This is a genomic window from Rhodococcus sp. ARP2, from assembly GCF_001029585.1.
Lineage (GTDB): Bacteria > Actinomycetota > Actinomycetes > Mycobacteriales > Mycobacteriaceae > Rhodococcus_F > Rhodococcus_F erythropolis.
In genome coordinates, this window is sequence record NZ_LEKE01000073.1 from 14,755 (window position 1) to 27,835 (window position 13,081).

Annotated in this window: 13 protein-coding genes; 9 read left to right on the top strand and 4 right to left on the bottom strand. The window is 61.7% G+C overall.

Annotation, left to right across the window (positions count from 1 at the left end):
* Positions 1 to 16: 16 nt before the first annotated feature.
* Positions 17 to 319, top strand: a complete 303-nt coding sequence (locus tag ABX74_RS19860; RefSeq protein ID WP_047889529.1) for a hypothetical protein — start codon at positions 17 to 19, stop codon at positions 317 to 319.
* Between the two features lie 17 nt (positions 320 to 336).
* Here the strand turns inward: ABX74_RS19860 and ABX74_RS19865 are convergent, their stop codons facing one another.
* Positions 337 to 1,170, bottom strand: coding sequence for a glycosyltransferase (locus ABX74_RS19865; protein ID WP_230091115.1), 834 nt, complete (start codon positions 1,168 to 1,170; stop codon positions 337 to 339).
* Positions 1,171 to 1,739: 569 nt separating this feature from the next.
* Entirely contained in the window at positions 1,740 to 3,137 is a 1,398-nt protein-coding gene (gene dctA / locus ABX74_RS19870; protein WP_047889530.1) for a C4-dicarboxylate transporter DctA, read from the bottom strand.
* Positions 3,138 to 3,325: 188 nt separating this feature from the next.
* Here dctA and ABX74_RS19875 point away from each other — a divergent pair, with 188 nt between their 5' ends.
* Positions 3,326 to 3,586, top strand: a complete 261-nt coding sequence (locus tag ABX74_RS19875) for a GlsB/YeaQ/YmgE family stress response membrane protein (protein WP_021334317.1) — start codon at positions 3,326 to 3,328, stop codon at positions 3,584 to 3,586.
* A gap of 158 nt (positions 3,587 to 3,744) precedes the next feature.
* On the opposite strand, the gene ABX74_RS19880 is transcribed toward ABX74_RS19875, so the two are convergent.
* Together ABX74_RS19880 and ABX74_RS19885 are read right to left on the bottom strand one after the other, a co-directional pair.
* On the bottom strand, positions 3,745 to 4,491 hold the full coding sequence (locus ABX74_RS19880; protein WP_029254901.1) for a GTP pyrophosphokinase family protein: 747 nt from the start codon (positions 4,489 to 4,491) through the stop codon (positions 3,745 to 3,747).
* A 48-nt stretch (positions 4,492 to 4,539) separates the two neighbouring features.
* Positions 4,540 to 5,139, bottom strand: coding sequence for a TetR/AcrR family transcriptional regulator (locus tag ABX74_RS19885; protein WP_047889531.1), 600 nt, complete (start codon positions 5,137 to 5,139; stop codon positions 4,540 to 4,542).
* Positions 5,140 to 5,237: 98 nt separating this feature from the next.
* On the opposite strand from ABX74_RS19885, the gene ABX74_RS19890 reads away from it, so the two are divergent.
* Genes ABX74_RS19890 through ABX74_RS19920 form a run of 7 tightly spaced genes read left to right on the top strand, consistent with a single transcriptional unit; the run spans position 5,238 to position 12,750 of the window.
* Positions 5,238 to 6,827, top strand: a complete 1,590-nt coding sequence (locus ABX74_RS19890) for a carboxyl transferase domain-containing protein (RefSeq protein ID WP_021334316.1) — start codon at positions 5,238 to 5,240, stop codon at positions 6,825 to 6,827.
* Positions 6,828 to 6,832: 5 nt separating this feature from the next.
* Positions 6,833 to 8,872 carry an acetyl/propionyl/methylcrotonyl-CoA carboxylase subunit alpha gene (locus tag ABX74_RS19895; RefSeq protein ID WP_029254902.1) on the top strand — a complete coding sequence of 680 codons (2,040 nt, stop codon included), beginning with the start codon at positions 6,833 to 6,835 and terminating at the stop codon, positions 8,870 to 8,872.
* Positions 8,872 to 10,035: an acyl-CoA dehydrogenase family protein gene (locus ABX74_RS19900; RefSeq protein WP_047889532.1), complete on the top strand. Its 1,164-nt coding sequence runs from the start codon at positions 8,872 to 8,874 to the stop codon at positions 10,033 to 10,035. Before ABX74_RS19895 ends, ABX74_RS19900 begins: the two co-directional genes overlap by 1 nt.
* Positions 10,032 to 10,520: a MaoC family dehydratase gene (locus ABX74_RS19905; RefSeq protein WP_047889533.1), complete on the top strand. Its 489-nt coding sequence runs from the start codon at positions 10,032 to 10,034 to the stop codon at positions 10,518 to 10,520. Before ABX74_RS19900 ends, ABX74_RS19905 begins: the two co-directional genes overlap by 4 nt.
* Complete coding sequence (locus ABX74_RS19910; protein WP_047889534.1) at positions 10,517 to 11,344, top strand: HpcH/HpaI aldolase/citrate lyase family protein; 828 nt, start codon at positions 10,517 to 10,519, stop codon at positions 11,342 to 11,344. Before ABX74_RS19905 ends, ABX74_RS19910 begins: the two co-directional genes overlap by 4 nt.
* Before the next feature lie 3 nt (positions 11,345 to 11,347).
* Complete coding sequence (locus ABX74_RS19915) at positions 11,348 to 12,103, top strand: CoA transferase subunit A (protein ID WP_007730192.1); 756 nt, start codon at positions 11,348 to 11,350, stop codon at positions 12,101 to 12,103.
* 41 nt (positions 12,104 to 12,144) lie between these two features.
* Entirely contained in the window at positions 12,145 to 12,750 is a 606-nt protein-coding gene (locus ABX74_RS19920; RefSeq protein WP_176749024.1) for a 3-oxoacid CoA-transferase subunit B, read from the top strand.
* Positions 12,751 to 13,081 lie beyond the last annotated feature (331 nt).

The window sequence follows — 13,081 nt, forward strand, 5'->3', positions numbered from 1 at the left end:
AGATTCAGATCGAACTATGCCGAACGGCCTTCCCGTGCGGATCGACTTCCCCGAGCGATGGAACGTCTTCGCCCCCGTGTACTCGGCGCATGAGCTCGTCGTCGAGTTGCCAACCGCCGTCGGTAAGGTGTTCAAGATTCCACTGATCAATGGCGCAACGCGACGGGTGATCGACGAAGAGGTCGTCGACCTCGCCCTCGCGGCCGAATTGTCGTCGATGGTGACCGGGCATCGGTATACCTCGACCAGTTGTCGGCGAACGATCGTGTGGATCAGCTACGAGACCGTATTCTGCACTATCACTTCGAATCTGCGGTGATTATCGAAATCGATGGGCTACTGGTGAACCGGCATGATTCGACCCTGCGATCTGCCAAACAAGCGCCTGAACTCCAGGCGCTCCTGCTCGAAGTTGTAGAGGCGGTAAACGGGCCACACGAGCGCGTGGAGCATCGAGTCGCCCCAGATTGTCAGTTTGAGGCGCCAATTCATGATGTTGTGAAGGTGCAAAACCGATTCGGATGCCTGGTTGTACTTCAGGTACTCCAACGGAGGGGTTTCACCGCGTCGACCGGACGTTTCTGCTCGCATGTCGGCGATCTGACCGATCGTCATCCCTTCCTTCCGAAGGCACAGTGAAAGGTCGATATCTTCGTGGATGTCCGGCCGGTCGCTGACTCGTTCGCGGACGGCCAGCCATGCGCTTTTTCTGATCGCCATGTTTGCTCCGGCGACAGCAAGTACTTGACGTTCGCAATCGAACTTTCCCTGCTTGACCTGACGGTCCAGTGCGAAACGGTGGATTCGGGCAAACGGCGATTCGAAGAGATAGGTGAGTCCGGCGACCGCTGAATGCGCAGTGCTGCGCTGGAAGAAACCTTTGACCGCACGGGCCCATCCCGGTTGGACCCGCGTGTCTGCGTCGATCCGACCGATGATGTTGCCGGTCGAGGCGTCGAAGCCGGCGTTCCGCGCATGAACGACGCCTTGCCGGGCCTCGAAGACATATCTCACTCGGTCGTGCTTCTCGGCGAACTTGTGAATGATCGATGCGGTGCTGTCCGTCGAGTTGTTGTCGACGACCAGAATCTCGTCGATTTCGGACTGGATCAGTAAGCGCTCGATGCAGTTCGAAAGGGAGTTTTCTTCGTTGAATACTGGAACAACCACGGAGAGTCGATTAGTGGACAAGTGTTCAATTTCTTGCATGGACTCGGTCACTTGGCTCCTTTGCTGGGCAATTAGTCCAGTCCTTCGCAAAGGTTACGATAGCAATGGGTGTCCGTTTCGGCAATTTGGAGTGGTGAGGTTTCGGTCATTTTTGCAAATGCCCACTCCGTTGAGGCGTCGACATAAGTGCAGCTAGATGCGCGTTTCTGTGTTCGGAAGAATGGTTTCCGCGATGTTTGATTCTTTGCTCACTCGAGTCTGTTTGTCGGCTGAACAGTGGACTTTAGTCCTTCTATTTGCGGCAAACATAATGCTGTCAGTTCGCTGATCTTCGGATCCGAACAATGGCAACCGCGTAGCAATATTGAGATAGTGGAAGATGCTTTCCCTGGTGCCGAGTTAGCCCAGCGCACGTGGAATATCTGTGAATTCACCAGTTCTTAGTCGGCAAGCTCGCCACCCCCTGCAAATATTTGCGTTCGGGCGTGCTGGTCTGAGTATTCCGGTGAAGTACGTCCCCGCGAACCTTCAGCACCGATTCCGACGTGCAGCCGGTGGTCACCATCTCCTCAGCGGGGCACGGCGCCCTCGGTTTCGGGTGCCGGAACAGTTTTCCCGGTGATCGGATCGACTTCCTCGAGCGGTGGAACGTCTTCTCCGTCGAGCACTCGGCGCATGCGCTCCTTGTCGAGCTGCCCCTCCCAATTCGCGACCACGAAGGTCGCGACACAATTCCCGAGCAGGTTCACCGAGACTCGCATCGAGTCCATGATTCGATCGGCGCCCAGTAGGAGGGCGACTGCGGCAACCGGAATTGCGCCGTGACCGATTGCGGCCACGGTGGCGGACAGTGCCAGGAATGACGATCCCGGCACGCCGGCCATTCCCTTCGACGTGAGCATCAGTACCAGGACGGCAGTGATCTGTTCACCGAGTGTCAGGTCCACGCCGAGTGCCTGAGCCAGAAACAGCATGCAGATCGACAGGTACAGCGTGGCGCCGTCGAGATTGAACGAGTAGCCGGTAGGCACCACCAATCCTGTTGTAGTGCGCGAGCATCCGGCGTTGGTGAGCTTGACCATGATTCGGGGCAGAACTACTTCGGTCGACGCCGTTCCCAACGCGAGGAAGAGTTCGTCCTTGATGTACTTGACGAACTTCCACAGGTTCACGCCCGCGAAGTACCTGACTATCGCGGCCAGGATGAGGATGAACAGGACGGCGGCGAGATAGCATGCGGCGATCAGCTTTCCGTAACTTCCGAGCGAAGCGATCCCGTACTGGCCGACGATGTACGCCATCGCGCCCAAAGCGCCCAACGGCGCCAGTCTCATGATCCAGCCGATGATCGTGAAGAACAGATGACTCAGACGATCGACTAGTTCGAACACGATCGGTGGTCCACTCTCGCCTGCCTTGGCCAAGGCGAGCCCGAACAGTACGGCGAAGAAGAGGACTTGGAGGAGTGCGTTCTCGGCGAAGGCCGAAACTATCGACACCGGAATGATATTGAGCAGGAATTCCACGGTGTGGGGAAGTTCACCACTTCCGGTCTTGGCGGCCACGGCGTCCGCACCGTTCGCCAGCGTCTCCGGATCGATGTTGAATCCCGCACCCGGCTTCATCAGATTTCCGATGAGCAGCCCGAACAACAGGGCGAAGGTTGTCACGGCCTCGAAGTAGATGAGTGCTTTGACGCCGATACGCCCCACGGCCTTCAGATCCCCGACGTGAGCTATCCCGATCACGACGGTGCAGAAGATGATCGGTGCGATCAGCATTTTGATCAGCTTGATGAAGCCGTCGGCGAGCGGCTTGAGGTTCGCGCCGAATTCCGGCCACAACCAGCCGATGAGAACACCGATGACGATAGCGGCGATCAATTGCACGAACAGTGATCGGTACCAGGGCGGCTTGTTGGCGAGTCGCGCGAGCTCGCTGTTCGGCAGTTTTACGGAAGTTGGCATGGATGGGAACGGTAGGTCTGCTTGATTGCGAAAAAATAACTCGCGAATGTCGTGGATGTAACGCGTCGAGGTTGCATCTCGGACAATAATTCGGTCAACAAGCGACAGTTGTGTGTGACTGTGGTTATTGTTTCCCTGAGCGGTGATCTTCCGTCCGCGTGCATGCACGACGTGTGAGAGGGGCTGTCATGGGGCAAATTATCGGAACCATCATTTTCGGCGCAGTCATCGGAATCCTGGCTCGTCTCGTACTGCCAGGTAAGCAGCAGTACGGCATGATCATCACCGTCGTCCTCGGTGTCGCCGGAGCGCTTATCGGGTACTGGGTCTGGGGAGCGATCTCGGACAAGGGCGACACGGGTGGAATCGACTGGATCCGCTGGATCATCAGCATCGCCGCGGCGGCCGTGCTCTCGATCGGCTACAGCGCCGTCACGGGCAAGAAATAGCAAGCCAACGCGATTCGCGAAGTGCGCCCTCCCGAAGTTCGGGAGGGCGCACTTTTGGTTTGCCCTGGTTGTCCGACCCCAGTTGTGAGCGAACGGCACTCTCGTCGCCTCAGATGCGCCGAAAGGCGCGTTCGCTCAGGGGGAGGGTCGCCGTAAATTCAGAGCGCTCGTCGCTGAAGATGCAGCGCCTCGAGGAACTGCGCCGGCAGATCCTGCTCGAGGATTTCGTCATCGGGATGCGGTAGCGCTTTGATTTTCGCGAACTCGTCGTTGAGGCGTTCCATCTTGACGTCGAGGCGGTGTGCCGCGGCAGCAGCCTCGGTGAGTTCGTCGAGGAGCTCGACGGGAACCTCGCGGTTGTACTTGTAATAGATCTTGTGCTCGAGGCTCGCCCAGAAATCCATCGCGATGGTGCGGATCTGGAGTTCGATCGGTACGTGCCGGACGCGGTCACTCATGAAAACCGGGACCTCGACGATCAGGTGCAAGCTCTTGTAGCCGTTGGGTTTCGGATCGGCGATGTAGTCCTCTCGCTCGATCACCCGAAGGTCCGTCTGACTGGTGAGCATCTCGGCGATCCGGTACGTGTCGGAAATGAAGCTGCACGTGATGCGTACGCCGGCGATATCGAAGATGTTCTTCGCGATGTCGTCGATCGTGAGCGGGATGTTCAGTCGTTGAGCCTTACGCAGGATGCTGTCCGGCGACTTGACCCGTGACGTCACGTGTTCGATGGGGCTGTACTGATTGATGTGAGTGAACTCGTCCTTGAGGATGTTCACCTTGGTCATCAGTTCGGAGATTCCGAATTGGTACAACATCATGAAGCGGGAGAACTCGGTCCGCAGTTCGGCGAAATCGGCTCTGCTGACCCCACTGCTGTCTTCCACGTTCGGCACCCTCATCTGTTAGCTGGTGCAACCAGTCTGCCACCGATTGTGCCGTGTCCGGTTTCAGCGGGTGCGCAGTGCGGCGAGCGTCATATCCCGCAGGACGCGACGTGCGCGTGCCGGCGAAGCTGGGTTGGCGCTGTGAGGGGTCGAGTTGATCAGACCGAAAGTGGCATGCGCTTTGATGCGGGCATCCGCCTGGTCGAGCTGGGGATCGAGTTGCTCGAGGACTCCGACCCACACCTCGACGTACTTGCGCTGCGTTTGGCGCACCTGTCGACGCGCGTCGGCCGGCAGGCTTTCGAGGTCGCGGTCCTGGATGCGGATCAGGTCCGGCTCGCCGAGCGCGAAGTCGAGGTGGAACTCCACCAGTGCGTCGAGAGCGGCGCTCGGTGAGTCCGCTGCCTCCGCTGCCGCAGAACCGCCTTCGTGCAGGCGCGTGCTGATGCCGACGAGAAGTTCCACGAGGACGGCATCCTTGTTGGGGAAATGCCGGTACACGGCCGGGCCGCTGATACCGACGGCCGCGCCGAGGTCTTCGAGTCGCACACTCACGAATCCGCGTTCGGCGATCAACCGTGCGGCGGCATCCAAGAGCTGACGACGACGGTCGGCCTTCATCTGATCGCGTCGCGTCGGAGCTGCTACCTGCTCAGAGGTCATTCTCTCGATCTTTCTTCGCTTGTGTTCTGGACAACTCAGTTAATCATAGTTAATCTAGTTTCAGTTATCGAGCATTAACTCATGGCGAAGGCGGCGGGATGACTCCCAGTGGAATCACGCAAGGATCGGGCTACCGGTCCGATCACACCGTTCTGGTGGACGAACTGAAGAAGAAACTGGCGCAAGCAGCGCTGGGTGGCAACGAGCGCTCTCGCGAGCGCCACGTGAGCAGAGGGAAGCTGCTGCCGCGAGATCGCGTCGACTCGCTACTTGATCAGGGCAGCCCGTTCCTCGAGTTGTCCCCGCTGGCGGCCAACGGCCTGTACGACGACGAGTGCCCGGGCGCCGGCGTCATCACCGGTATCGGCCGTGTGTCGGGCCGCGAGTGCGTCATCGTCGCCAACGACGCGACGGTCAAGGGCGGCACCTACTACCCGATGACGGTGAAGAAGCACCTGCGCGCGCAGGAAGTTGCGTTGCAGAACAACCTTCCCTGCATCTACCTCGTCGACTCCGGCGGCGCTTTCCTGCCGCGCCAGGACGAAGTCTTCCCGGACCGCGAGCACTTCGGCCGGATCTTCTACAACCAGGCGACCATGAGCGCCAAGGGGATTCCCCAGATCGCCGCAGTTCTCGGTTCGTGCACCGCGGGCGGCGCCTACGTGCCCGCGATGAGTGACGAAGCAGTGATCGTCCGCAACCAGGGTACGATCTTCCTCGGTGGTCCGCCGCTGGTGAAGGCGGCCACCGGTGAGATCGTCACCGCCGAAGAACTCGGCGGCGGCGACCTGCACTCCAAGGTTTCCGGCGTCACCGATCACCTGGCCGAGGATGACCGCGACGCACTTCGTATCGTGCGCAACATCATTGCCACGCTCGGCCCCCGCTCCGAGCGCCCGTGGGACGTCATCTCCACGGTTCCGCCTGTCGCAGATCAAAGCGAACTCTACGACGTCGTCCCGACCGATCCTCGGACTCCGTACGACGTGCACGAGGTGATCACCAAGCTTGTCGACGGTGGCGCGTTCCAGGAGTTCAAGGCTGAGTACGGCAAGACGCTCGTCACCGGTTTCGCCCACATCGAGGGCCACCCGGTCGGCATCATCGCCAACAACGGCGTGCTCTTTGGTGAATCCGCCATGAAGGGAGCACATTTCATCGAACTGTGCGACAAGCGCAGTGTGCCGCTGCTGTTCCTGCAGAACATCGCGGGCTTCATGGTGGGACGCGACTACGAGGCCGGCGGCATCGCCAAGCACGGCGCCAAGATGGTCACGGCAGTTGCGTGTGCACGGGTCCCCAAGCTGACAGTTGTCATCGGCGGCTCGTACGGCGCCGGCAACTATTCCATGTGTGGACGCGCGTATTCGCCTCGCTTCCTGTGGATGTGGCCGAACGCGCGCATCTCGGTCATGGGCGGCGAGCAGGCAGCTTCGGTGCTCTCGACGGTTCGTAGCGAGCAGCTCGACAGCGCGGGCAATCCGTGGTCGGCCGAGGACGAAGAGTCGTTCAAGGCGCCGATCCGTGAGCAGTACGAGGCTCAAGGCAATCCGTACTACTCCACTGCGCGGCTGTGGGATGACGGTGTCATCGATCCCGCAGATACCAGAACTGTTCTCGGCCTGGCCCTTTCGGTGTGCGCAAACGCACCGATCGAGCCGGTCTCCTACGGCGTCTTCCGGATGTGAGCGAAATGACTGAGTTGCGCACTATCGATACTGTTCTCGTGGCCAACCGCGGTGAGATCGCGGTTCGCGTGATCCGCACGTTGCGTGAATTGGGAATTCGCAGCGTCGCCGTCTACAGCGACGCCGATGCGAATGCTCGCCACGTCCGCGAGGCCGACACTGCCGTCAACATCGGACCGGCCGCGGCGCGTGAAAGCTACCTCGTCATCGACAAGGTGATCGACGCTGCCAAGTCCACCGGTGCTCAGGGTATTCACCCCGGTTACGGCTTCCTGTCGGAGAACTCGGCGTTCTCGGCTGCCTGCGCGGCCGCCGGAATCGCCTTCCTCGGCCCCTCCGAGCGGGCTATCGAGGTGATGGGCGACAAGATCACCGCGAAGAACGCGGTTGCCGCGTTCGACGTGCCGGTGGTCCCGGGTATCGCTCGCCCGAATCTGACCGACGAAGAACTGATCGCAGCGGCCGAGGACATCGGCTACCCGGTGTTGGTCAAGCCTTCGGCAGGCGGCGGTGGCAAGGGAATGCGTCTGGTCGAGGATCCGGCCAATCTGGCCGAGGCTCTTCGCAGTGCCCGCCGTGAGGCCGCGTCGTCGTTCGGCGACGACACCCTGTTCCTCGAGCGATTCGTCCTGCGGCCCCGGCACATCGAGGTCCAGGTTCTCGCCGACCAGCACGGCAACGTCGTTCACCTCGGTGAGCGCGAATGCAGCCTGCAGCGGCGTCACCAGAAGGTCATCGAAGAGGCTCCGTCGCCGCTGCTCGATCAGGTGACCCGTGACCGGATCGGCGCGGCAGCCTGCAACACCGCTCGAAGCGTCGATTACACCGGCGCCGGCACTGTCGAGTTCATCGTCTCCGCCGACAAGCCGGACGAGTTCTTCTTCATGGAGATGAACACCCGCCTGCAGGTCGAGCACCCCGTCACCGAAATGGTGACCGGACTGGATCTGGTCGAATGGCAGGTTCGTGTGGCAGCAGGGGAGAAGTTGGCCTTCTCCCAGAGCGACATCACACTGACCGGGCACGCTATCGAAGCTCGTGTTTACGCGGAGGATCCGGGCCGTGGGTTCCTGCCGACCGGCGGCCGCGTCGTCGATCTGGTCGAGCCGTCAGGTTCCGGCGTGCGCGTCGATTCGGGACTGCTCGCGGGCACCGTCGTCGGCAGTGACTACGACCCGATGCTCAGCAAGGTCATCGCCCACGCCCCCGACCGGGCGGGCGCACTGCGCAAGCTCGATCGCGCACTCGGTGACACCGCAGTGCTCGGAGTCGTGACCAACATCGAGTTCGCACGATTCCTCCTCGCTGATCCGGATGTGATCGCGGGCAACCTCGACACCGGTCTGCTCGATCGTCGCGTCGAAGACTTTGTCGCGGCCGACGCCTCCGACGAGGTTCTCATTGCTGCCGCGGCGTATCGCTGGCTCTCGCGATGGACAACTTCGGAATCCGTTGATCCCTGGGACGTCCCGAGTGGATGGCGCGTCGGAACTCCCGCTCCGACCAGCATCAGGCTCGCCGCCGGCACCCGAACGTCGCACGTTGCGATCGTCGGCGTTCCCGCCGATGCAAAGGTCGAGGTCGAAGGTTCACAGCCGCGCGCATTCAGCGCGACCCTGACGGGATCCGAACTGGCGGTAGTGATCGACGGACGCCGACGCACGTTTGTCGTCGCCGAGACCGATGGTGGTCTGTGGCTGGCAGGCGGCGGAACCTGGCACGTGCGCGAGGTTGCCGAAGTCAGCGTTCGCGGTGAGGACAAGCATGCCGGTGACGCCGAAATCGCCAGCCCCATGCCCGGTGCCGTCATCGCAGTCAACGTCGAGAACGGCGCGGCAGTGAGCGCGGGACAACCACTCGTCGTTGTCGAGGCCATGAAGATGGAGCACTCCTTGACGTCCCCGATCGACGGGATCGTGGAAGTGCTTGTCCGTCAGGGCGATCAGGTGATGGTGGATCAGGTTCTGGCCCGCGTGGTACCTGTCGCGGACGAAGAGACTGCAGAAGAAAAGACCGAGAACACGACGCAGAAGGAAGACGCCTGATGTCCGATTACCTTGCCACCGGAGCGCTTCCGGACGAATACCAGCAGCTCGCCAAGACGGTTGCGGATTTCGCGAAGACCGTCGTGGCACCGGTTGCTGCCGAGCACGACGCCAACCACACCTTCCCGTACGAGGTAGTGGCCGGGATGGCCGACATGGGACTGTTCGGCCTGCCGTTCCCCGAGGAGTACGGCGGAATGGGCGGCGACTACTTCGCACTCTGCCTGGCGCTCGAAGAGCTGGGCAAGGTCGACCAGAGCGTCGCGATCACTCTCGAAGCTGGTGTGTCCCTCGGCGCCATGCCGATCTACCGTTTCGGCAACGAGGCGCAGAAGGAAGAGTGGCTCCCGCAGCTCACCAGCGGAAAGTCGTTGGCTGCTTTCGGCCTGACCGAGCCGGGTGCGGGTAGCGACGCCGGCGGCACCAAGACCACCGCGAAGTTCGACAGCGGTGAGTGGATCATCAACGGCAACAAGCAGTTCATCACCAACTCGGGCACCGACATCACCAAGCTCGTGACGGTCACCGCGGTCACGGGTGTCAAGGACGGTGGCAAGAAGGAGATCTCGACCATCCTGGTACCGACAACGACCCCCGGCTTCACGGCCGAGCCCGCGTACAACAAGGTCGGCTGGAACGCATCCGACACCCATCCCCTCACGTTCGCCGATGTTCGCGTCCCCGAAGAGAATCTGCTCGGTGAGCGTGGCCGCGGCTACGCGAACTTCCTGCGCATCCTCGACGAAGGCCGCATCGCCATTTCCGCGTTGAGCGTCGGTGCCGCCCAGGGCTGCGTCGACGAGTCGATCAAGTACGCGAAGGAGCGCTCGGCGTTCGGTCGGCCCATCGGACACAACCAGGCCATCGCGTTCAAGATCGCGCGTATGGAGGCCCGCGCCCACGTGGCACGTACCGCGTACTACGACGCGGCCGCACTCATGTTGTCGGGCAAGCCGTTCAAGAAGCAGGCGTCCATCGCCAAGCTCATCTCCTCCGAAGCTGCCATGGACAACGCCCGCGACGCCACCCAGATCCACGGCGGATACGGCTTCATGAACGAGTACGCCGTCGCGCGCCACTACCGTGACAGCAAGATCCTCGAAATCGGTGAGGGAACCACCGAGGTGCAGTTGATGCTCATCGCCCGTGAGGCAGGGTTGTGACGAACCCCAGGAAGATCACTCAGCGCGGACTCTGGTTCGAGGAGTTCGAGGTCGGCGCGATCTACGAGCATCGCCCAGGCCGAACGGTGACCGAGGCTGACAACGTACTGTTCACGACTCTGACGATGAACACGCAGGCGCTGCATCTTGATGCTGCGTACAGCGAAGGCACTCAATTCGGTGTGCGGCTGGTCAATTCGATGTTCACCCTGTCGACCATCGTCGGCCTCTCGGTCGCGCAGTTGACGCAGGGCACCATCGTCGCGAACCTCGGTTTCTCCGAGATCAGCTTCCCGAAGCCGCTCTTTCACGGGGACACCCTGTACGCCGAGACGCTCATCGCGGACAAGCGTGAGTCGAAGAGCCGTCCGGGCGAAGGCATCGTGACGCTCGTGCACACCGGGCGCAATCAGCACGGCGATGTCGTCGCACTTGCCACGCGCAAGACGTTGGTGCAGCTCCGCCCGGCCGAGGTGTCCTCATGACGTGGACGCCACCGGGGCCGGCCTGGTTGTTCTGCCCGGCGGATCGTCCCGAGCGCTACGCGAAGGCGGCCGCCGTTGCCGACGTCGTGATCCTCGATCTCGAAGACGGGGTGGCTCCGGCCGACAAAGAAGCCGCACGTGCAGCCCTGATCGACACTCCTCTCGATCCGGACCGGACGGTCGTGCGTGTCAATCCGGTCGGTACGCCTGATCACGAACTCGATCTGATCGCGCTGGACGGCACACACTATTCGCGTCTCATGCTGTCCAAGTGCGAATCGGCTGAGGACGTCCTCTCGCTCGCACCGGCGGACGTGGTTGCACTCGTCGAGTCCCCGCGAGGAGCCCTCGCCGTGGCCGACATCGCGCTTGCTGCGAACGCCATCGGTGTCATGTGGGGAGCCGAGGATCTTGTGGCCGGTCTCGGCGGTAATTCGAGCAGGCACCCGAACGGTTCGTACCGCGACGTTGCCAAGCACGTCCGATCGACGTCTCTCCTGGCTGCGAAGAGCTACGGCCGGTTGGCTGTCGATTCCGTTTATCTCGACATCAAGGACCTCGTCGGCCTGGGCGTCGAGTCCGCTGATGCTGTCGCAGTCGGCTTCGACGTGAAGGTTGCGATCCACCCGAGTCAGGTCGAGGTCATCCGTGGTGCCTTCGCACCTTCGGAAAAAGAGATCGACTGGGCCACACGAGTGCTTGCCGCGGTGTCTACTGAACGTGGTGTGTTCGCGTTCGAGGGCAAGATGGTCGACGCTCCCGTTCTTCGTCACGCCGAGAAGCTTCTTCACCGAGCCGGAATCTTTCAGCAGAAGGAGAACTAACGGATGAGCAAAGTCGTGAATACGGCAGCTGAGGCAGTTGCCGACATCGCGAGCGGATCCAGGCTCGCAGTGGGCGGCTTCGGGCTGTGCGGTATTCCCGACGCACTGATCGCGGCGATCGCCGACGGCGACGCCACCGATCTCGAGGTGTTCTCCAACAACTGCGGTGTCGACGACTACGGTCTCGGCATTCTGCTCGGCGCGCACCGGATCGCCAGGGTGACGGCGTCGTACGTGGGGGAGAACAAGGAGTTCGCCCGCCAGTATCTCGCCGGTGAGCTCGAAGTGGAGTTGACGCCGCAGGGGACGCTGGCCGAGCGGCTGCGAGCTGGCGGTACCGGCATCCCGGCGTTCTACACTCCGGCCGGCGTCGGCACACCGATCGCCGAGGGCGGCTTGCCGTGGCGATACAACCCGGACGGTTCGATCGCCGTGGCGTCGCCACCGAAGGCGACGGCAGTGTTCGGTGGCCGCACGTATGTATTGGAAGAGGCGATCACCGCTGACTTCGCGCTCGTGCACGCGGACTACGGCGACACCGAAGGAAATCTCGTCTTCAACAAGACGGCGATGAACTTCAACCCGCTTGCTGCCATGGCCGGCCGGATCACCATCGCGCAGGTGGAGAACCTCGTCGAGCCGGGCGACATCGACCCCGCACACGTGCACCTACCTGGTGTGTTCGTCGCGCGGGTCGTGCACACAGGCCCACAGGAGAAGCGGATCGAGAAGCGGACCGTCTCAGGAGGTACCAAGTGAGCAGCGCAGAGGAAACTCGTATCGGTTGGACCCGCCACGAGATGGCCGCTCGCGCTGCTGCCGAGATGCGGCCGGGTGAGTACGTCAACCTCGGTATCGGCCTGCCGACGCTGATCCCCAGTTACTTGCCCGAGGGTGTCAAGGTGGTCCTGCACAGCGAGAACGGCATCCTCGGTACCGGACCGTATCCGACCGATGATCAGGTCGATGCCGACCTCATCAATGCAGGTAAAGAAACCGTCACTGTCAATCCTGGTGCCGCGTTCTTCGACTCGGCCCTCTCGTTCGGGATGATCCGCGGCGGCCACATCGACACCGCGGTGCTCGGCGGGATGCAGGTGTCGAAGACGGGTGACCTCGCCAACTGGATGGTCCCCGGCAAGATGGTCAAGGGCATGGGCGGGGCGATGGACCTGGTCCACGGTGCCCGCCGCGTCATCGTCGTGATGGAGCACACCGATCGCGACGGAAACCCCAAGATCGTCGAGGCATGCACCCTGCCGCTTACCGGGCAGGGCGTCGTCAACCGGATCATCACCGACCTCGCGGTGCTGGACGTCACCGCGGACGGGCTGGAGCTTGTGGAGCTGGCTCCAGGTGTCACCAGTGAACACCTGAAGAGTGTGACTGGTGTGGGTTTTTCCTGAAGCTTCGTACCTTCAATCGAAAGAACGCGCCGACCGCTGGTCGGCGCGTTCTTTCGTCGGTCTGTCGGCGTGTACCGATAGTCTCGATCAGCGACTGTCGAATCTGGTTCGAGCTCGGGCACCAAGTAGCTGAGGGGCCTGTAAATTGTCCGAGGTGACTGGTGTGGATGGGGGTGCAGATCGTCGGCAGCAAATTGATTGTTCCAGGGGTGGAGATGTCGCGCACAGTGTCTGAACCGTGCGTTTCGGCAATGCGATCGGGGGGTAGATGAGCTGGGCGATTTGTAACGAATTGCAGCAAAACCGTCGATACACCGGGGTATGGATTTCT

Excerpts from the sequence above, each read along its gene's own strand:
- ABX74_RS19860 (WP_047889529.1), top strand. The coding sequence starts at position 17 with ATGCCGAACGGCCTTCCCGTGCGGATCGACTTCCCCGAGCGATGGAAC.
- dctA (WP_047889530.1), bottom strand. The coding sequence starts at position 3,137 with ATGCCAACTTCCGTAAAACTGCCGAACAGCGAGCTCGCGCGACTCGCC.
- ABX74_RS19875 (WP_021334317.1), top strand. The coding sequence starts at position 3,326 with ATGGGGCAAATTATCGGAACCATCATTTTCGGCGCAGTCATCGGAATC.
- ABX74_RS19880 (WP_029254901.1), bottom strand. The coding sequence starts at position 4,491 with ATGAGGGTGCCGAACGTGGAAGACAGCAGTGGGGTCAGCAGAGCCGAT.
- ABX74_RS19885 (WP_047889531.1), bottom strand. The coding sequence starts at position 5,139 with ATGACCTCTGAGCAGGTAGCAGCTCCGACGCGACGCGATCAGATGAAG.
- ABX74_RS19890 (WP_021334316.1), top strand. The coding sequence starts at position 5,238 with ATGACTCCCAGTGGAATCACGCAAGGATCGGGCTACCGGTCCGATCAC.
- ABX74_RS19895 (WP_029254902.1), top strand. The coding sequence starts at position 6,833 with ATGACTGAGTTGCGCACTATCGATACTGTTCTCGTGGCCAACCGCGGT.
- ABX74_RS19900 (WP_047889532.1), top strand. The coding sequence starts at position 8,872 with ATGTCCGATTACCTTGCCACCGGAGCGCTTCCGGACGAATACCAGCAG.
- ABX74_RS19910 (WP_047889534.1), top strand. The coding sequence starts at position 10,517 with ATGACGTGGACGCCACCGGGGCCGGCCTGGTTGTTCTGCCCGGCGGAT.
- ABX74_RS19915 (WP_007730192.1), top strand. The coding sequence starts at position 11,348 with ATGAGCAAAGTCGTGAATACGGCAGCTGAGGCAGTTGCCGACATCGCG.
- ABX74_RS19920 (WP_176749024.1), top strand. The coding sequence starts at position 12,145 with ATGGCCGCTCGCGCTGCTGCCGAGATGCGGCCGGGTGAGTACGTCAAC.